Genomic DNA, 18,011 nt, shown 5'->3' on the forward strand with positions numbered 1-18,011 from the left:
TGCCGAGACGACTGGGGCGGGGCGGCGGGGAGGGCCGCCCCGCGCCTCGGGGGGGGGGAGGCGGGGCGGGGGGGCGGGGCCCCGGGGGGGCGGGCCTCCGGGGGGGGGGACAACACCCGGGGGCTGGGGTGGTGCCCACCGACGTTCGCCCTCCCAAGGGAGGGCCTTGCGGCTCCCGAACGGGTCTGTGTTCCGGGGTTAATCCCCCGTCTTGTAGATATGCATGCCGGGGATGGTCAGGTCGCCGCCGAACTGCCCGGCCTGGGTGACCGTCACATCGGTGAAGAACACCTCGGGGAGGTTGATCGGCGGCGGGCTCTTGGGGCTGAAGGTGATCGGGACGATCCCCAGCAGGTTGCCCGACAGCTCCTCGGTGTACATGGTGATCGGGCCGTTGCTGAAGGTCGAGGTGGAACCCTCGCGCGCGGCCACGTGGGTGGTCGAACCGCCAGCCCCGAACGTCAGCTGGTGCAGATCCTTGATGTCCACGCCGGAGGCGGTGAACTTGAGGACCTTCTTGACCTGCCCGCTGTACGTCTTGACCTCGACGATGCCCTTGTAGTCGAGACCGTGCAGGGTCAACAGGGTGCTCTTGAGCGTCCAGGGCTTGTCGGGCACCAGGCTGGAGGTCGGCTCGGTCTCGGCGTTCTCGTACGCCTCGGCGTCGTACGTGGGGCAGGGGAACGGCTCTTTGCCGTCCTTGTCACGGTCCCCGGCCTTGGGGGAGGACGAGGAGGAGGGGCCGGGCGACGGAGTCTTGTCGGCCTTGTCCTCGGCGTCCTTGGCCTTGTCCTTGGCCGCGTCCGTGGCCTTGTCGACGGTGTCCTTCGCCGTGTCCTCGGCCTTGTCGACCGTGTCCTTCGCTGTGTCCCCGGCCTTGTCGGCCGCGTCCTTGGCAGGGTCGGTCGTCTTGTCCGGCGAGCCGGTCGCGGAGGACGACGGGGTCGGTGTGGCGCTCGGCTCGGCCGTCTCGTCCTTGTCGCCCCCGGTGAAGATGTCCTTGAGCGCGTCCCCGAGGCCCAGCGGGTCCAGTGGGTTCTTGCTCTTGGACTCGGACGGGCTCGGCGAAGGGGACTCCTCCGGCGTCGAGTCGTCCGCCTTGTCGTCCGTCTTGCTGCCGGAGGAGCCGGCGGAGGACGTGGCGGAGGGCGTCGGCGTGGCGGAGGGCTTGGAGCTCTCGTCCGCGCTCTTGTCCTCGGAGCTCTTGTCCTGGCTCTTCGAGCCCTTGGAACCGCTCTTGTCGTCGGAGTCCTTGGAGTCCTTGGAATCCTTCGACTCGCCCGCCTCGTCGGTGCTCTTGTGGTCCTTGGCGTCGTCCTTGTCGGCCTCGTCGGGCTGGGTGACGCACGGTCCGGGCTTGTAGCGGTCCTCGGCCCTGGAGGTCGCCTGGGCGAGCTGCGGGGTCAGCCCCATGCCCATCAGTACGGCCGTCGGCATGGCGGCGAGCGCTATCGCCTTGCCGGCGGGCATATGGAGGCGGGTGAGCATCGACTTCTTAGGGGCCGCATGCCGCGGCCCCGTTCTCGCCTTGCGTGGACTGCTGACGCTCGCACCCTCCGACTCGTCTTGTTCACCCCGCACGGTGCCTCCCATCCCTGGATTCCTGGTCCCGCGCGGCCCCCGCGACGGCCGGCTCCGGCTCGCCGCCGCCCGCGCGGTCCCCAGCGTCCGCGTCGTCCAGACCGTCCGCGCCGTCCGTGGGCGCGGGCCCCGCGTCCTTCGCCGGCTGCTCGGTGGGCGTCTCACCCGGCGCCCAGGCGACGCTCATCCCGCCGCCGAACAGGGCGAGCAGGAAACCCACCACGATGCCCCCGAAGTTGGCCACGGGGATCGAGACCAGGCCGAGCAGGATGGTGGCGACTCCCGCGAAGACCCGCACGACGGGCTGGAACCACATGGTCAGGCCCAGCACTACCAGCAGGACTCCGATGATCAGCGCGCCGGACCCCGTGGTGGTCGACATCCGGACGGTCATCTGACCCACGGTGATGTTGGCATACGGCAGGTACCCGATGGGCAGCCCGGCCAGCATGGTCAAGAGCCCTGCCCAGAACGGGCGCTGCCAGCGCCAATGCCTGAAACCCAGGCGCAGACGGCTGATACGGTCACGCGCCCCCGGCGACTCGGCACTCAATGAAAACAGCTCCCTGGGGCCGGCGATCTGGACGATCGCAAGTGTTCTGATGCGGTACTGATAGGCGCGGTGCTGATGCTCCGACACCGCTGAGTGCTGCCGGGTGAGGGGCGGCTGACACGGCCCCCCACCCGCTCAACGGGTCAGAAGCACTCCTTGCCCTTGCCACTGCCCTTGTAGATCTTCATGGAAAGGCCGGGGAGCTTGAACGTGCCCGCGTTGGTCGCCCATGCGGTCTGCTCGACATCGGTCAGCTTCGCCGTGTCGGCTTCCTGACCGAAGGAACCGGGGTCCTTCTTGTTCGAGTCGTTCGTCGGCCCCTTGGACGTGTCGCCGGCCGCCACACCGATGTTGATGTTGCCGAACACGGCGTCAGCCTTGAGCTGGTCGAGGTCGATGAAGAGGTTCTTCGCCTCCACCTTCCTGCCGTCGCCGCCGGCCTCCAGCTTCAGCGTGACATCGCCGAAGAGCGGGACCGGGACCACCACCGACTGGCACAGGCTTTCGATCTTGGCGGTCTTGAACGCCGACACGGCGACGGGGATCTTCTTGCCCCCGTGCTGGGTGTCAAGGGTGCCGTACTGGACAAAGCCCCTGCCGTCGAGCGATTTCACCTTCACCTTGAACTGCTGGCCGGACACGCTGAACGAGGCCGCGAGCGCACCCTGCGCGACGGCCACACCGATCGCCGCCGTGGCAGCGACGCTCGGCACCATGACAACGGCGAACCGCTTCCATCTGGTCCCGCCACGAGCCTGGGACTCCATGACTTTCCTCCTTCTCGGACGTACATCTCCGGCTGGGGCCGAGGCCCGAGCCTGGGATGGGAGAAGTGCTACGTCCTCGGGAAGGAGAGCGCCCACGTCTCGCAGGCGCGAACTGCACCCGAAACACCGGCGATCACCCCCGAGCGACAACCACTGGCCACGCCTTCGCGCAACCTCCTGGACAGGCCCTGCCGGTCAGCAGAGACCCCCCTGTCCACGGCCGACGCCACTGCCGTCGGCCTACCCGGTGGGGACCCATCGCACCGACCGCACCGACCGGATGCCGGGCTGCGGGAAACGGGACCGAGCTTGGCCGATCGTGGTGCATTTACGGGCAGGTGCACAAGGGGTTCGTTACTAGCGAGTAACGGGCGGATAACCGTGCTGCGGCAGACTGGTAGAGGCCGAGCACTCTCGGTCGCCGGAACATGCCCGAAAAGAGGGGGAGATTCACACCATGCCCGGACAAAAACCTGACGCACACTTACCGTCAGTTACAGCGACCGCGTTTACCAAGTTTTGGTAAAGCGCGGCCGCTTATTTGTTTGAGATGACAACGGTCAGAACAGCACGCGCGCCAACGCGCCCCGCGCCGAGACCACCCGGGGATCGTCCGCGCCGATCACCTCGAAGAGCCCCAGCAGATGGAGCCGCACCGTCTCCCGGTCCTCCCCCACCGTGCGCCGCACGGCCTCCACCAACCGCCCGAAGGCGTCCTCCACATGACCCCCCACCAGGTCCAGGTCCGCCGCCGCGATCTGCGCCGCCGGGTCCGCGGGATTGTCGGCCGCCGCCTTGCGCACCTGCTGCGCGTCCGTCCCCTCCACCCGGCTCAGCAACTCGGCCTGCGCCAGGCCCAGCTTCGCCTCGGTGTTGCCCGGGTCGTCCGCCAGCACGTTCTTGTACGCCTGCACCGCGCCGCCCAGATCGCCGGCGTCCAGCGCCTCGTGAGCCGCCGCGAGCGCACCGTCGTACGGGGTCTCGGGCTGCTGCGCGACCGCCTCGGCGCCGTCGGCGCCCTCGTCACCCTCGTCCTGCACCGGGACGCCCACAATGCCGAACTGCTGCTCCGCCGCCTGGATCAGCTGGTCGAGCACCTGCCGGATCTGCGCCTCGGGCGCGGCGCCCTGGAAGAGCGGCACCGGCTGACCGGCGACCACCGCGAACACGGCGGGGATGCCCTGCACCCCGAACTGCTGGAAGAGCATCTGGTTGGCGTCGACGTCGATCTTCGCCAGGACGAAGCGGCCCGCGTACTCCCTCGTCAGCCGCTCGAGGATCGGACCGAGCTGCTTGCACGGCTCGCACCACTCGGCCCAGAAGTCGATGACGACCGGTACTTCGGTGGAGCGCTGCAGGACATCCTGCTGGAAACCCGCCTCGTCGACGTCGAAGACCAGACGGGTGGGGGCGACGCCGCCCGTGCGGGCCGCCTCGGCCCGCGCCTTCTCCGCCTTCTGCTTCGCTTCTCCGGCCGCCTTCACCGCGGCGAGGTCGACCACTCCACTCATGGACATGTTCCGTGGCTGCATGGTCCTATCCTCCCCTCTTCCCGCGGTGAATGGAAAAGCGCATCCTTACGCTACGACTCGTAGCGTAACTGGAAGCGCCCGCGGAGATCCAGGGGGTCAAAGTGGACGTACGGGTAAGGTCACGGACATGAGCCCGCCAGCGCGGCGCACCGGCCGCCCCCGCAGTGCCGAGGCCGACCGCGCGATCCTCGGCGCGACGCGGGCCGCCTTGGTCGAGCTCGGCTGGTCCAAGCTGACGATGGGCGATGTGGCGGCCCGGGCGGGCGTGGCCAAGACCACGCTCTACCGCCGCTGGACGAACAAGAGCGAGCTGGTCGTGGACGCCGTCGCGGCCCTCCTCGACGAACAGCTGGAACTGCCCGATCTGGGGTCGCTGCGCGCCGATGTGGAGGAGACGGTGCTCCGGTTCGCCGCGCTGCTGACCCGCCCGGAGGCCGGGACCTCGCTGATGGCCGTGGTCGCCGAGGCCACCCGCGACGAGGCGCTGCGGGAGCGGATCCGCACCACGATCGTCAACCGGCAGAAGCGGCTGGTGCTGCTCGGCCGCGAGCGCGCCCAGGCCCGCGGCGAACTGCCGCGGGAGAGCGACCCCGCCGCGGCGGCCCGCACCGCGGACATGATCTTCGATGTGATCGCGGGAGCGGTGATGCACCGGACGCTGGTGAGCGCCGACCCCGTCGACGCGCCCTGGGCCCGCGACTTCGCGGAGGTGCTGCTCTGCGGCTTCCCGGCGGTGACGGAAGGGAACGAGGCGGGGCCGGCCACCGTTTAAAACCCCGCCGACGCCCTATAGCTGCTGAACGGCTCCCTATAGCCGCCGCTAAAAGCCCGCCGGCTCCGTGTAGCCGCCCCACTCCTCGCGCAGCGCGCCGCAGATCTCGCCGAGGGTCGCCTCCGCCCGGACCGCCTCCAGCATCGACTCGATCATGTTCGAGCCGTCGCGGGCGGCGACCAGCAGCTCCTTCAGGGCAGTGGCCACCCGTGCGTCGTCGCGCGCCTCCTTACGGGCCGCGAGCACCCGCACCTGCTCGCGCTCGACCTCATGGCCGACGCGCAGGATCTCCAGGTCGCCCGTGACCGAACCCTCGTGGCAGTTGACGCCGACGACCTTCTTGTCGCCCTTCTCCAGCGCCCGCTGGTACTGGAAGGCCGATTCGGCGATCTCGCCGGTGAACCAGCCGTCCTCGATGCCGCGCAGAATGCCCGAGGTCATCAGCCCGATGGGGTGCTGTCCGTCCGCCCCCTCACCCATTGAACTCAGTGCCCGGCGGCCGCGCTCCTTGATCTGCTCGAAGATCTTCTCGGCGTCGGCCTCGATACGGTCGGTCAGCGCCTCGACGTACCAGGAACCGCCCAGCGGATCGGCGACATTGAGGAGGCCGGTCTCCTCCATCAGCACCTGCTGGGTGCGCAGCGCGATCTCGGCGGCCTGCTCGCTCGGCAGCGCAAGCGTCTCGTCCAGGGCGTTGGTGTGCAGCGAGTTGGTGCCGCCGAGCACCGCGGACAGCGCCTCCACGGCGGTGCGTACGACGTTGTTGTACGGCTGCTGCGCGGCCAGCGAGACCCCGGCCGTCTGGGTGTGGAAGCGCAGCCACTGCGCCTTCTCGGTCTTCGCCCCGTACACATCGCGCATCCAGCGGGCCCAGATCCGGCGGGCCGCGCGGAACTTGGCGATCTCCTCGAAGAACTCGATATGCGCGTCGAGGAAGAAGGACAGGCCAGGCGCGAAGGTGTCGATGTCGAGCCCGCGGGAGAGCCCCAGCTCGACGTATCCGAAGCCGTCGGCGAGGGTGTACGCGAGCTCCTGCGCGGCCGTGGCCCCGGCCTCGCGGATGTGGTAGCCGGAGACCGACAGCGGCTTGTACGCGGGGATGGAGCGCACACAGTGCTCCATCAGGTCGCCGATCAGCCGCAGCTGCGGTTCGGGCTGGAACAGCCACTCCTTCTGCGCGATGTACTCCTTGAAGATGTCCGTCTGGAGCGTGCCGTTCAGTACGGAGGGGTCGACGCCCTGGCGCTCGGCGGCGACCAGGTACATACAGAAGACGGGGACGGCGGGGCCGCTGATCGTCATCGAGGTGGTGACATCGCCGAGCGGGATGTCCTTGAACAGGACCTCCATATCGGCGGCGGAGTCGATGGCGACCCCGCAGTGGCCGACCTCGCCCAGCGAGCGCGGGTCGTCGGAGTCGCGGCCCATCAGCGTCGGCATGTCGAAGGCGACCGACAGCCCGCCGCCGCCCGCCTCGAGGATCATCTTGTAGCGCTCATTGGTCTGCCCGGCGTTCCCGAAGCCGGCGAACTGGCGGATGGTCCAGGCGCGGCCCCGGTAGCCGGTGGCGTACAGACCGCGGGTGAACGGGAACTCACCGGGCCAGCCGATGCGCTCGAATCCCGCGACGCGGTCGCCGGGGGCGGGTCCGTAGACCGGGTCCACGGGGTCCCCGGACAAGGTGGTACGCGTCCAATCCCTTGGGGGCCGCGCCCCCGAACCCCCGTCGCCCTCGCGCTTGCGGGCCGCGTCGTACCGGGCCTGCCAGCGCCGGCGGCCCGCCTCAATGCCTTCCGCGTCCATAACGTCAAATTTACTTGGACATCCTAGTAAATGTCGACACGAAACGGGCCCCACCGGTCCGTTCGAGGGACAGCGGGCGGGGCCCAGTCAGCTGCGATCAGGCCTTGGCAGGCTCCGGCTCGGCGCCGCTGACCAGCGGCTCGATCTCGGCCACGACCTTGCGCTCGACGAAGAACACCGCGGTGGGGACGGTGCCCGCGAGCAGCACCCAGGCCAGCTTGCCGAACGGCCACTTCGCCTTGGAGCCGAGGTCGAAGGCGAAGACCAGGTAGAGGACGTAGAGCCAGCCGTGTGCGATACCGACGACGCTGACGAAGCCGGACGCGCCGTCCACGTCCAGCAGGTACTTGGCGATCACACCGATCGTGAGCAGGATCAGCAGGACGCCCGTGACATAGGCCATGGTCCGGTAGCGCGTCAATACGCTTCGCTTCATGACGTCGAGCGTAACCGTCCGTTCCGGGGCGATCTTCGCCACCCCCCGCCGGTCCTACTCGTCGTCGAAGTCGCCCGCCGAGACCCGCAGGGGCCGCAGCATCTCGAAGATGTTCGAGCAGTCCGCGGCGTCGTACGTGCCGAGGCCGAAGTCCATCGCCATCAGATCCCGGGTGGCCGCTTCGACCACCTCGCGGCCCCGGTCGGTGATCGAGGCGAGCGTCCCGCGGCCGTCGTTCGGATTCGGCCGCTTGTCCACCAGACCGGACTTGACCAGCCGGTCCACCGTGTTGGTCACCGAGGTCGGGTGGACCATCAGCCGCTCGCCGATCTTGGACATGGGCAGCTCACCGGCCTGGGAGAAGGTGAGCAGAACCAGCGCCTCATAGCGGGCGAAGGTCAGTCCGTACGGCTTGACCACCGCGTCGACCTGGCCCAGCAGAATCTGCTGAGCCCGCATGATCGACGTGATCGCGGCCATCGACGGCACGGACCCCCACCGTCGCTTCCACAGTTCGTCTGCGCGGGCGATGGGGTCGAAGGAAAGGCTGAGCGGCTTGGACACGTAACCGACCCTACCGGCCAGTCATATCGTGGTCAGCCCAGTCTCACCTTTCGGGCGGACGAGCCCGGAGCGGCCCCTCACCCCGTACTGGCGGCGGCCCCCGGCCGTGCCGTACCGCGCCGCACCAGCGCCACCGCGAGCAGTGAGCACACCGTGCCGCACACCCCCGCCCCGGTCACCACCAGATACACCGGCACGGCCTCGGCGACCGCGCCCGCGACCGCCATGCCCAGGCCCTGCGCGGTCATCAGCACCGCCGTCAGCAGCGTCATCGCCCGCCCCCGCAGCTCCTCCGGTACGGCCGCCATGAACCACTGGTCGAGGCCGAGGCTGTACGCCATACCGGAGCCCGTCGCCACCTGGAGCGCCAGCGCCCAGCCGAACGAGGGCTCGAAGGCATACCCCAGCGAGGGCAGCATGCACACCACCGCCATCACGAGCGTCACCCGCGCGCGCCCCGCCGGGGAGAGCAGCGTGCCCGCCAGGGTCTCGCTGACGATCGCCCCGATCGGCATCCCGCACATCAGCAGCCCGAGCCCGGTCGAGCCGAGGCCGAGCCCGTCCGAGTACGGGGTCATCAGCGCCTCCGACATCACCACGAACGTCGGCGGCACGCAGTACAGCAGGAACAGGGCCCGGATCCGCGCGACGGCGAAGAGCTGCTTGACGCCACGCAGCGAATCGCCGAGCAGCGCACCCCGCCCGCCGTCCGTACGGGCCGGGCGGTGCCGGGTGCCCAGGCGCAGCACCAGCGCCGACGCCACGAACGACGCCGCCGTGATCGCGAGCACGGCCCGCGGAGAGACCGCGGCCAGCAGCAGCCCGCCCGCGGCGAACCCGACGAGCTGCGCGCCCTGCGCGGTCAGCCGGATCACGGAGCGGCCCAGTACGAACAGATCGCCGTCCCCCAGGATGTCGCCGAGCGTCGCCGCGCGCGTCCCGCTGAACACCGGGGAGACCGCGGCGGGGATGCAGCGCAGCACCAGCAGCAATCCGACCGGCATGCCCGGCACCACCATCACGGCCACACAGCCGGCGCTGATCAGATCGCATACGACCAGCACCCGGCGGGCGGGGTAGCGGTCGGCCACGGCGGACAGCAGGGTGCCGCCGATGACGTACGGGAGCAGGGCGAAGGCGAAGGCCAGGGCACTCAGCAGCGGCGAGCCGGTGACCTGGTAGACCAGCACGGACAGCGCGATACCGCAGACGACCTCGCCGAGCATGGAGAGCAGATGCGCGAGGAACACGGCCCGGAACTCGCGCACCGCGAAGACGGCCGGGTAGCCGGCGCCTCCCGGGCGGGGTTCCGGGAGAACGGGCCCCTCGGCGCCTTCGGCCGCGGGCTCGGGTCCGGAGGCGTCTGCGGCAGGGCGCGTCGGGGTTGGGTCCGTGGTCCCGGACCCGGAAGGCGTCGGCATGGCGGCAGCGTGCCCGGGGAGGGGCCGCGGGCTCTAGTGTTTCGCCCCGAGGCGAATCTTCATCGGGGTCGCCTCACGGAATCCGGGGGGAGCCGTATGCCACTCCACATGAGGTTCGGACCGGACGACCTGCTGCGCTGCCGGTTCGCCATCTCGCCGCTGTGCCAGACACACGAGGCGGTGCGGACCCTGCTGCGCTCCGAGCGGCACGGTTATCACCTGCCGTGGCTGCGCCGGGTCCGCTCGGCCGTGGCGGGGCTCGACCTGTCCCTGCTCGCGCTGTTCATCCCCCTCCGCGGCTACACCCCGGACTTTCTGGGTCCGCCGCCGGCGGTGCCGTATCCCTCGTTCGAGGAGGAGCTGGCGCGGCTGCGGGCGACCGAGCCGGAGGCGGCCCGCCGGGAGATGGCCCTTTCCCTGGCCTGCACGCCGGGGGCCGCCGAGTCCGCGGCCGGGCGCTCGCTGCTGGAGGACCCCGCGCGGGCGGTGCGGCGGCTCGCGGATCTGACCGAGCGGGTCTGGCACGCGCTGCTCGAGCCGGACTGGCCCCGGGTGCGCGACCTGTTGGAGGCTGATGTGGCCTATCGGGCCCGGCAGCTGGCAGACGGCGGCCTCGAGCGGCTCTTCGCCGATCTGCGCCCCGCACTGTCCTGGGCCGATGGACGGCTCACGGTCCGCACCCGGGCCGGGGGCCCGGAGGTGCAGGAGCTCGACGGCCGGGGCCTGCTGCTGATGCCGAGCGCCTTCGTCTGGCCGGACGTGGTGAGCGGCTTCGTGCCGCCCTGGCAGCCGACGGTGATCTATCCGGCGCGCGGGGTGGGCGGGCTCTGGCAGGAGCCCGCCGAGGGCGCGGCGGACGCGCTCGTACGGCTTCTCGGCGCCAACCGCGCGGCCATCCTCAGCACCCTGGAGGACCCCACCGCCACGACGGCGCTGGCCCAGCGGCTGGGCCTGGCGCCGTCGTCGGTCTCGGCGCATCTCGGGGTGTTGCGCGCGGCCGGTCTGCTGACCTCGCGCCGCGACGGCCACCGGGTGCTGTACGAGCGCACGCCGCTGGGCATCGCCCTGCTGGGCGGGAACGCCTGCTGACGGCGCTCCGTACGGCTACGCGGACAGATGCCGCTCGACCGTCTCGACCTTCGAGGTCAGCCCGTCCGTCACACCCGGGCGGATGTCGGCCTTGAGGACCACGGACACCCGCGGCGCCCGCGCCTCGACGGCCGCGACCGCCCGCTTGACGACGTCCATGACCTCGTCCCACTCGCCCTCGATGGACGTGAACATCGCGTCCGTACGGTTCGGCAGGCCCGATTCGCGCACCACCCGCACCGCGTCCGCGACGTACTCCCCCACGTCCTCGCCGACGCCCAACGGCGTCACGGAGAAGGCGACGATCATACGTTGACCACGCCCTCACGGCGCGCCCGGTCGGCGATCACGCTGGCCTCCGCCTCCCGCTTGAGCTTGCGCTCGGCGAAGAAACCGCCGGTCGGCAGGATGGAGAGGACGAAGTAGAGCGCGGCGGTCTTGCGGTCCCACTGGGCACGCTTCCAGGCGTCCAGCCAGAAGACCAGGTACAGGATGAACAGGATGCCGTGCACCATGCCCATCACCGGGACCGCGTTGAAGTCGGTCGTGCGCTTGAGCACCGAGCAGACGAGCAGCAGGAGGAAGGAGACGGCCTCGGGCGCGGAGACCAGGCGGAGCCGCCGCAGTGCGGTGGCGGTCTTGAAGTCCACGGGAGCAGCACCTTTAGGGAGAGGACGACGGGAGGAACACGGAGCAGAGCTTGTGAAGTCATGCACAAGCTCTCCTCGCATTGTCGCAGCCTCGTAACCGATCACCGCGCCGGGGTCCGGCTGTCCCTGTTCCGCGCCGTTCGGTCCCGATAACGTCGGATCCGTGGCTCAGTTTCGGCTCCAGGGGAGCAAGGTGCTCGCCGTCGACATGACCGGCGATTCGGTGAAGGCCAAGAACGGCTCGATGGTCGCGTACGAGGGGGAGATGACCTTCAAGAAGAAAACCGGCGGCGGGGAGGGGCTGCGCGGGATGGTGACCCGGCGGCTCACCGGCGAGCAGATGGCGGTCATGGAGGTCAAAGGGCACGGCACGTGCTACTTCGCCGACCGGGCCGGCGAGATCAACCTGGTCTCACTGCACGGCGAGACGCTTCACGTGGAGGCCAGCAATCTGCTGTGCACGGACGCCGCGCTGCGCACCGGCACCTCCTTCACCGGGCTGCGCGGCTCCGCACAGGGCAACGGCCTGTTCACCACGACCGTCGAGGGCACCGGGCAGGCGGCCATCCTCTCCGACGGCACGGCGGTGGTGCTGCGCGTCACCCCACAGCTGCCGCTGCAGGTCGACCCGGGCGCGTACATCGCCCATACGGGCAAGCTCAAGCAGCACTTCCAGTCCGGGGTGAACTTCCGCACGCTCATAGGGGAGAGCTCGGGCGAGGCGTTCCAGATCCGCTTCGAGGGCGAGGGACTGGTGTACGTACAGCCCAGCGAGCGCAACACGATCGGCGGGGATGTGTGATGCCGTTCAACATCCTCAACTCACGCATGGTCGAGGCACAGGTGCAGCCCGGCCAGACGGTCTTCAGCCAGCGCGGCGCGATGCTGGCCTACCGGGGCGAGGTGCGGTTCACGCCGAGCATCACCGGCGGGCAGCGCGGGGTGATGGGCATGATCGGCCGCCGGGTCGCGGGCGAGGCGACCCCGCTGATGACCGTCGAGGGCAGCGGCACGGTGATGTTCGGCCACGGCGGCCACCATGTCGAGGTCATCCACCTGGCCGGCGACAAGCTCTACGTCGAGTCGGACCGGCTGCTCGCCTTCGACGGGTCGCTGCGCCAGGGCACGATGTTCATGGGCTCGCAGGGCGGGGTGATGGGCATCGTGCGCGGCCAGGTCACCGGCCAAGGGCTGTTCACCACCACCCTGGAGGGGCACGGCTCGGCGGCGGTCATGGCGCACGGCGGCGTGATCCAGCTGCCGATCGCCCCCGGCCGCCCGGTCCATGTCGACCCGCAGGCTTATGTCGCCCACCGCGGGGACGTCCGCAACAAGCTCTCGACCGCCCTCGGCTGGCGCGAGATGGTCGGCCGCGGCTCGGGAGAGGGCTTCCAGCTGGAACTCTCGGGCACCGGCACGGTGTATGTCCAGGCATCGGAGGAGAAGCTGTGAACGGCCCCGTCATCCACGACGCGTACACCCTCCCGGTCGACGACAACATCAATCCGTACGCCTTCAGCGTGGAGCTCAACGGCCAGTGGTTCCTGCAGAAGGGGAAGATGATCGCCTACTACGGGCGGATCGACTTCCAGGGCGTGGGCCTGGGCCGGCTCGACCACCTCATCGCGCACAGCTTCCACTCCCCGCTGCACGCCGCGGACTGGGTGGTGGCCGAGGGGCAGGGCAAGATGGTGCTCGCGGACCGGGCCTTCGACGTCAACTCCTACGACCTCGACGACGGCAATCTCACCATCCGGTCCGGCAATCTGCTGGCCTTCCAGCCCTCGCTCTCCCTCAAGCAGTCGATCGTCCCGGGCTTCCTCACCCTGATCGGCACCGGCAAGTTCGTCGCGGCCTCCAACGGCCCGGTGGTCTTCATGGAGCCGCCGATCCGCGTCGACCCGCAAGCCCTCGTCGGCTGGGCGGACTGCCCAACGCCCAACCACCACTACGATCATGAGTACTTGCGCGGCGTCCTCGGCGGGATCCGGGCGCACACCGGCCTCGGCGGGACCTCGGGCGAGGAGCACCAGTTCGAGTTCGTCGGCGCGGGGACCGTACTGCTCCAGTCGACGGAAGAGGTCATGGACGAGGTGCCCATAGGGACCACGGGGGGCACCGGTTCGTGAGCGAGAGCATGCGGAGTGTAACCTCGAACAGGTGACCTCATATCCATTGGTTCAGAATTCAACTTCTACAGGTAGAATGATTCCCATGGAGACCGAGAACGGCACGCGCTGGCTGAGCAATGAGGAACAGGGCGCCTGGCGCATCCACTTGGACGTCAGCAGGCTGCTGACGTATCAGCTCGAACGAGACCTGCAGCCGTTCGGCCTGACCATGAACGACTACGAGATCCTGGTCAACCTCTCGGAGTCGGAGGGCCACCGGATGCGCATGAGCGACCTGGCCGCCGCCACCCTGCAGTCCAAGAGCCGTCTCTCCCACCAGATCACCCGGATGGAGAACGCGGGCCTCGTCCGCCGCGAGCACTGCGAGTCCGACCGGCGCGGGCTCTTCGCGGTGCTCACCGAAGACGGCTGGGAGACCATGCGCAAGGTCGCACCGCAGCACGTCGAATCGGTGCGCAAGCACTTCATCGACCTGCTCAGCCCCGAAGCCCTCGACGCCCTCCACACCTCCCTGACCCCGATCGCCGAGCATCTGCGCACCCAGCGCGGCCGCGTCTGACAGGGCCGCCGCGGCGGCGTGATGTACTGCACAAGTGACCGACTACGACGTGTTGCGCGTCTTCTGTGGACCCGACGGCCGCCACGGCAACACGCTCGGCGTCATCCGCCGCGGCGCCACCGTCCCCACCGAGGCCGAACGCCAGGCCCTCGCGCGGAAGCTGGGCTTCAGCGAGACCGTGTTCGTCGACGACCCCGAGCGCGGCGTCATCGACATCTACACGCCGACGCTGCGGCTGCCGTTCGCCGGCCACCCGTGCGTGGGCGCGGCCTGGCTGCTCGACGTGCCCGAACTGGTCACACCCGCGGGCGTGGTGGGCGCCCGCCTCGAAGGGGAGTTCAACTGGATCGAGGCGCGCCCCGAATGGGCGCCACCCCGCACGCTACGTCGCTATGACTCGGCGGCCGAGGTGGACGCCCTGACGGTCCCGGAGCCGGGCGAATGGATCTACGCCTGGGCGTGGGAGGAAGAGGCAGCCGGCCGGATCAGGGCCCGCGCCTTCCCCGGGCGCGGCGACGGCATCGACGAGGACGAGGCGACGGGCGCGGCGGCGCTGCTGCTGACCGCCCAGCTCGGGCGCGCCCTGAACATCGCGCAGGGCCGAGGCTCCCAGATCCTGACGGCACCGCGGCCGGACGGTCTGATCGACGTGGGAGGCCGCGTACGGCTGGAAGCCTCGGAGCGGCTGTAGCCGCCGACGAGACGCGAGGGGGTGGGGGTGCAGGGGTGGCGCCCTGGACGCTTACGTGTATTTGTGGCGCCAAGTTCCGCTCCGCCCGGCGCTTCCGGGCACCGGCGCCGTAAATATACGGTCCAGGGTGACAGCCCCGGAGGCCACGCCCCCGCCGGACCACGCACAGCAGGCACACCACGCACGCTCCTCAGGCCGAGGAGGTCACCCCGGCCACCAGCTCATCCGCCGCCGCGTACGGATCCAGTTCCCCCGCCGCCACCCGCTCGGCCAGCGTCCCCAGCCGGCGGTCGCCGTGCAGATCGCCGATCCGGGCGCGGAGCGCCGTTACGGCGATGGTCTCGACCTCGCCCGCCGCCCGCCGCAGCCGCCGCTCCGCCAGCACCCCGCGCTCCTCCATCCACGCCCGGTGCTTCTCCAGGGCCTCGACCACCTCGTCGACGCCCTCGCCCCGCGCCGCCACCGTCTTCACGATCGGCGGCCGCCAGTCCCCCGGCGCACGGGCCTCGCCGAGGCCCAGCATGTGCCCCAGCTCGCGGACCGTCGCGTCGGCGCCCTCCCGGTCGGCCTTGTTGACCACGTACACATCGCCGATCTCCAGGATCCCGGCCTTGGCCGCCTGGATCCCGTCGCCCATACCAGGGGCCAGCATCACCACGCTCGTATCGGCCTGCGCGGCGATCTCGACCTCCGACTGCCCGACGCCGACGGTCTCCACCAGCACCACATCGCATCCGGCGGCGTCGAGCACCCGGATGGCCTGCGGGGCGGCCCAGGCCAGCCCGCCCAGGTGCCCGCGGGTGGCCATGGAGCGGATGTAGACGCCGGGGTCGGAGGCGTGCTCCGACATCCGCACCCGGTCCCCGAGGAGCGCCCCGCCGGAGAAGGGCGAGGAGGGGTCCACCGCGAGCACCCCCACCCGCTTCCCGGCCTTGCGGTAGGCGGTGACCAGCGCCGAGGTCGACGTCGACTTGCCGACCCCCGGCGAACCGGTCACCCCGACCACATACGCGCCCCCCGCCAGCGGAGCGAGCGCGGCCATGACCTCGCGCAGCTGCGGTGAGTCGCCCTCGATCAACGAGATCAGCCGGGCCACCGCGCGCGGCCGCCCCTGCCGCGCCTGCTCCACCAGCGTGGGCACATCGGCCATCGCTGCCGCTCCCTTCCGCTCCCGACGAGAAGACCCACCGGCCCGCGCACAAAGACGCAGGCCGAACCGAGGAAAAACTACGCGCGCGGCACCCGCACAATCAGCGCATCCCCCTGCCCACCCCCACCACACAGCGCCGCCGCGCCCACCCCGCCGCCCCGCCGCCGCAGCTCCAGGGCCAGGGACAGCACGATGCGCGCGCCCGACATCCCGATCGGGTGACCAAGAGCAATCGCGCCGCCGTTCACATTCACCTTTTCGGAGGAAACGCCAAGATCGTTCATTGACTGGACCGCGACCGCCGCGAACGCCTCGTTGATCTCGATCAGATCAAGCTCCCGGACCCCGATCCCTTCCTTCCGCAGCGCGTGCGCGATCGCGTTGGACGGCTGCGACTGGAGGGAGTTGTCGGGTCCCGCCACATTCCCGTGGGCCCCGATCTCCGCGATCCACTCCAGGCCCAGCGCCTCCGCCTTCTCCTTGCTCATCACGACCACGGCCGCCGCCCCGTCCGAGATCTGCGACGACGTCCCGGCGGTGATCGTCCCGTCCTTGGTGAAGGCGGGCCGCAGCCTGGCCAGCGACTCCACGGTGGTCTCCGGGCGGATGCCCTCGTCCTTGTCGAAGATCATCACCTCGCCCTTGCGCTGCGGGATCTCCACCGGGGTGATCTCGGCGTCGAAGGCGCCGTTCTTCTGGGCCGCGGCGGCCCGCTGGTGGGAGAGCGCGGCGATCTCGTCCTGCTCGGGCCGCAGGATGCCAAGACGGGTGTTGTGCTTCTCGGTCGACTCGCCCATGGCGATGCCCTCGAACGAGTCGGTCAGCCCGTCGTACGCCATCGCGTCGAGCATTTCGACGGCGCCGTACTTGAAGCCCTGGCGGGACTTGGGCAGCAGGTGGGGGGCGTTGGTCATGGACTCCTGGCCGCCCGCGACCACGATGTCGAACTCACCGGCCCGGATCAGCTGATCGGCCAGCGCGATGGCGTCGAGCCCGGACAGGCAGACCTTGTTGACGGTAAGCGCGGGCACCGACATGGGGATGCCGGCCTTCACCGCGGCCTGCCGGGCGGGGATCTGCCCGGTGCCCGCCTGGAGCACCTGCCCCATGATCACGTACTCCACCTGGTCGCCGCCGATCCCGGCCCGCTCCAGCGCCGCCTTGATCGCGACCCCGCCGAGATCCGCTCCGGAGAAGGAGCGCAGGCTGCCCATCAGCCGTCCCATCGGCGTGCGCGCGCCCGCCACGATCACAGATGTCCGAGTCATGGTGCGTCCTCCAGAGGAGAAGGAAGTTAACGAGGGTTATCGTCAATGTACTGACGAGTACCCGCCGGGTCACCGGGCCATCAGTGTGATCGCGCGCACGTTGCGTAACCACCCGTGTGAGCGGTGCACTGGAACCATGCTGACCAGAATCGACCACATCGGGATCGCCTGCTTCGACCTCGACAAGACCGTCGAGTTCTACCGTGCCACGTATGGCTTCGAGGTGTTCCACACCGAGACCAACGATGAGCAGGGGGTCCGCGAGGCCATGCTCAAGATCAACGAGACCTCGGACGGCGGAGCCTCGTATCTGCAGCTCCTGGAGCCCATCCGGGAGGACTCGGCCGTCGGAAAGTGGCTGGCCAAGAACGGCGAGGGGGTGCACCACATCGCCTTCGGCACGGCGGATGTGGACACCGACTCCGAGGCCATTCGCGGCAAGGGCATCCGGGTGCTGTACGAGGAGCCCCGCCGTGGCTCCATGGACTCCCGGATCACCTTTCTGCACCCCAAGGACTGCCACGGCGTGCTCACCGAGCTCGTCACCGCGGCGGCGGACCACAGCCCCGAGGACCACAACCCCGACCACGCTCCCGACCACACCCCCGACAACACTCGGCCCTGATGAAGTCCATCACTCAAGCGGACCACTGACCTTCCGCTTCCCCGGCCGGTAGAGTGCAACCTCGGCCGGGGTACGGGAACGGGATCAGAAAGGGATCAGGGTCCGGCCCAGGCTTTGCCGATGATCTGACACCATTTCTTCGGAAGGGCTAGCTCCGGTCCGGCCGCCACGGCCGGGCGCCAGGTCGGGACCGCGAGGTGCCACGTGGCACCCCCAGGTACGGAGCCGGCCGCCAACGCGACCAGGGGACGGATGGGACCGCGCAGTGCGGGGCTACGACCGCTACGAGCCTGACGACCACCTCTCGAAGTTCGAGGCCGAGATGGAGCGGCTGAAGACCGAGCGGGAAAAGGCCGTCCAGCACGCCGACGACCTCGGCTACCAAGTCGAGGTGCTGCGCGCCAAGCTGCACGAGGCG

General features: G+C 69.9%; 20 protein-coding genes. 8 read left to right on the forward strand and 12 right to left on the reverse strand.

The features are described 5' to 3' along the window. Positions 1-198: 198 nt before the first annotated feature. From ACWDSL_RS43325 to ACWDSL_RS43340, 4 genes are all read right to left on the reverse strand, one after another. Positions 199-1,488 (reverse strand): hydrogenase expression protein HypF, encoded by a 1,290-nt coding sequence (locus tag ACWDSL_RS43325; RefSeq protein ID WP_450493952.1) that lies wholly within the window; start codon positions 1,486-1,488, stop codon positions 199-201. 82 nt (positions 1,489-1,570) lie between these two features. Further along, positions 1,571-2,134: a DUF6114 domain-containing protein gene (locus ACWDSL_RS43330; RefSeq protein ID WP_450493977.1), complete on the reverse strand. Its 564-nt coding sequence runs from the start codon at positions 2,132-2,134 to the stop codon at positions 1,571-1,573. A 143-nt stretch (positions 2,135-2,277) separates the two neighbouring features. After that, entirely contained in the window at positions 2,278-2,901 is a 624-nt protein-coding gene (locus ACWDSL_RS43335; protein ID WP_450493954.1) for a DUF6230 family protein, read from the reverse strand. A gap of 560 nt (positions 2,902-3,461) precedes the next feature. Beyond that, complete coding sequence (locus ACWDSL_RS43340; protein WP_450493956.1) at positions 3,462-4,433, reverse strand: tetratricopeptide repeat protein; 972 nt, start codon at positions 4,431-4,433, stop codon at positions 3,462-3,464. Positions 4,434-4,560: 127 nt separating this feature from the next. Between ACWDSL_RS43340 and ACWDSL_RS43345 the strand changes: the two genes are divergently transcribed. Continuing rightward, positions 4,561-5,205 (forward strand): TetR/AcrR family transcriptional regulator, encoded by a 645-nt coding sequence (locus ACWDSL_RS43345; RefSeq protein WP_450493958.1) that lies wholly within the window; start codon positions 4,561-4,563, stop codon positions 5,203-5,205. Positions 5,206-5,253: 48 nt separating this feature from the next. Here the strand turns inward: ACWDSL_RS43345 and ACWDSL_RS43350 are convergent, their stop codons facing one another. The 4 genes from ACWDSL_RS43350 to ACWDSL_RS43365 all read right to left on the reverse strand — a co-directional run bounded on the left by ACWDSL_RS43350 (position 5,254) and on the right by ACWDSL_RS43365 (position 9,429). After that, positions 5,254-7,008, reverse strand: coding sequence for an acyl-CoA mutase large subunit family protein (locus ACWDSL_RS43350; RefSeq protein WP_450493960.1), 1,755 nt, complete (start codon positions 7,006-7,008; stop codon positions 5,254-5,256). A 97-nt stretch (positions 7,009-7,105) separates the two neighbouring features. Next, the gene (locus ACWDSL_RS43355; protein WP_043490159.1) at positions 7,106-7,444 is read right to left on the reverse strand and encodes a DUF3817 domain-containing protein; all 339 of its coding nucleotides are present in this window, start codon (positions 7,442-7,444) and stop codon (positions 7,106-7,108) included. A 54-nt stretch (positions 7,445-7,498) separates the two neighbouring features. After that, positions 7,499-8,008: a MarR family winged helix-turn-helix transcriptional regulator gene (locus tag ACWDSL_RS43360; RefSeq protein WP_398531280.1), complete on the reverse strand. Its 510-nt coding sequence runs from the start codon at positions 8,006-8,008 to the stop codon at positions 7,499-7,501. Between the two features lie 77 nt (positions 8,009-8,085). Beyond that, positions 8,086-9,429: an MFS transporter gene (locus ACWDSL_RS43365; protein WP_450493962.1), complete on the reverse strand. Its 1,344-nt coding sequence runs from the start codon at positions 9,427-9,429 to the stop codon at positions 8,086-8,088. A gap of 96 nt (positions 9,430-9,525) precedes the next feature. Here ACWDSL_RS43365 and ACWDSL_RS43370 point away from each other — a divergent pair, with 96 nt between their 5' ends. Then, positions 9,526-10,518, forward strand: a complete 993-nt coding sequence (locus ACWDSL_RS43370; protein WP_450493964.1) for a DUF5937 family protein — start codon at positions 9,526-9,528, stop codon at positions 10,516-10,518. Positions 10,519-10,533: 15 nt separating this feature from the next. On the opposite strand, the gene ACWDSL_RS43375 is transcribed toward ACWDSL_RS43370, so the two are convergent. Then, positions 10,534-10,827, reverse strand: coding sequence for an MTH1187 family thiamine-binding protein (locus ACWDSL_RS43375; protein WP_014176340.1), 294 nt, complete (start codon positions 10,825-10,827; stop codon positions 10,534-10,536). Continuing rightward, positions 10,824-11,168, reverse strand: a complete 345-nt coding sequence (locus tag ACWDSL_RS43380) for a DUF3817 domain-containing protein (RefSeq protein WP_450493966.1) — start codon at positions 11,166-11,168, stop codon at positions 10,824-10,826. The genes ACWDSL_RS43375 and ACWDSL_RS43380 overlap by 4 nt, the downstream gene beginning before the upstream one ends. A 163-nt stretch (positions 11,169-11,331) precedes the next feature. On the opposite strand from ACWDSL_RS43380, the gene ACWDSL_RS43385 reads away from it, so the two are divergent. The 5 genes from ACWDSL_RS43385 to ACWDSL_RS43405 all read left to right on the forward strand — a co-directional run bounded on the left by ACWDSL_RS43385 (position 11,332) and on the right by ACWDSL_RS43405 (position 14,550). Then, complete coding sequence (locus ACWDSL_RS43385; protein ID WP_450493967.1) at positions 11,332-11,970, forward strand: AIM24 family protein; 639 nt, start codon at positions 11,332-11,334, stop codon at positions 11,968-11,970. Then, complete coding sequence (locus ACWDSL_RS43390; RefSeq protein WP_014176343.1) at positions 11,970-12,620, forward strand: AIM24 family protein; 651 nt, start codon at positions 11,970-11,972, stop codon at positions 12,618-12,620. Before ACWDSL_RS43385 ends, ACWDSL_RS43390 begins: the two co-directional genes overlap by 1 nt. Next, complete coding sequence (locus tag ACWDSL_RS43395) at positions 12,617-13,297, forward strand: AIM24 family protein (RefSeq protein ID WP_398531284.1); 681 nt, start codon at positions 12,617-12,619, stop codon at positions 13,295-13,297. Before ACWDSL_RS43390 ends, ACWDSL_RS43395 begins: the two co-directional genes overlap by 4 nt. An 85-nt stretch (positions 13,298-13,382) precedes the next feature. After that, positions 13,383-13,859: a MarR family winged helix-turn-helix transcriptional regulator gene (locus ACWDSL_RS43400; protein WP_450493969.1), complete on the forward strand. Its 477-nt coding sequence runs from the start codon at positions 13,383-13,385 to the stop codon at positions 13,857-13,859. Between the two features lie 34 nt (positions 13,860-13,893). Beyond that, positions 13,894-14,550: a PhzF family phenazine biosynthesis protein gene (locus ACWDSL_RS43405; protein WP_450493971.1), complete on the forward strand. Its 657-nt coding sequence runs from the start codon at positions 13,894-13,896 to the stop codon at positions 14,548-14,550. Between the two features lie 190 nt (positions 14,551-14,740). On the opposite strand, the gene meaB is transcribed toward ACWDSL_RS43405, so the two are convergent. Both meaB and ACWDSL_RS43415 read right to left on the reverse strand, forming a co-directional pair. After that, positions 14,741-15,700, reverse strand: coding sequence for a methylmalonyl Co-A mutase-associated GTPase MeaB (gene meaB, locus ACWDSL_RS43410; RefSeq protein WP_385615985.1), 960 nt, complete (start codon positions 15,698-15,700; stop codon positions 14,741-14,743). A 77-nt stretch (positions 15,701-15,777) separates the two neighbouring features. Then, complete coding sequence (locus ACWDSL_RS43415) at positions 15,778-16,968, reverse strand: acetyl-CoA C-acetyltransferase (RefSeq protein WP_450493973.1); 1,191 nt, start codon at positions 16,966-16,968, stop codon at positions 15,778-15,780. Positions 16,969-17,104: 136 nt separating this feature from the next. Between ACWDSL_RS43415 and mce the strand changes: the two genes are divergently transcribed. Continuing rightward, positions 17,105-17,593, forward strand: a complete 489-nt coding sequence (mce, locus tag ACWDSL_RS43420; RefSeq protein ID WP_450493975.1) for a methylmalonyl-CoA epimerase — start codon at positions 17,105-17,107, stop codon at positions 17,591-17,593. Positions 17,594-18,011 lie beyond the last annotated feature (418 nt).

The organism is Streptomyces sp. NPDC000941, from assembly GCF_053599555.1.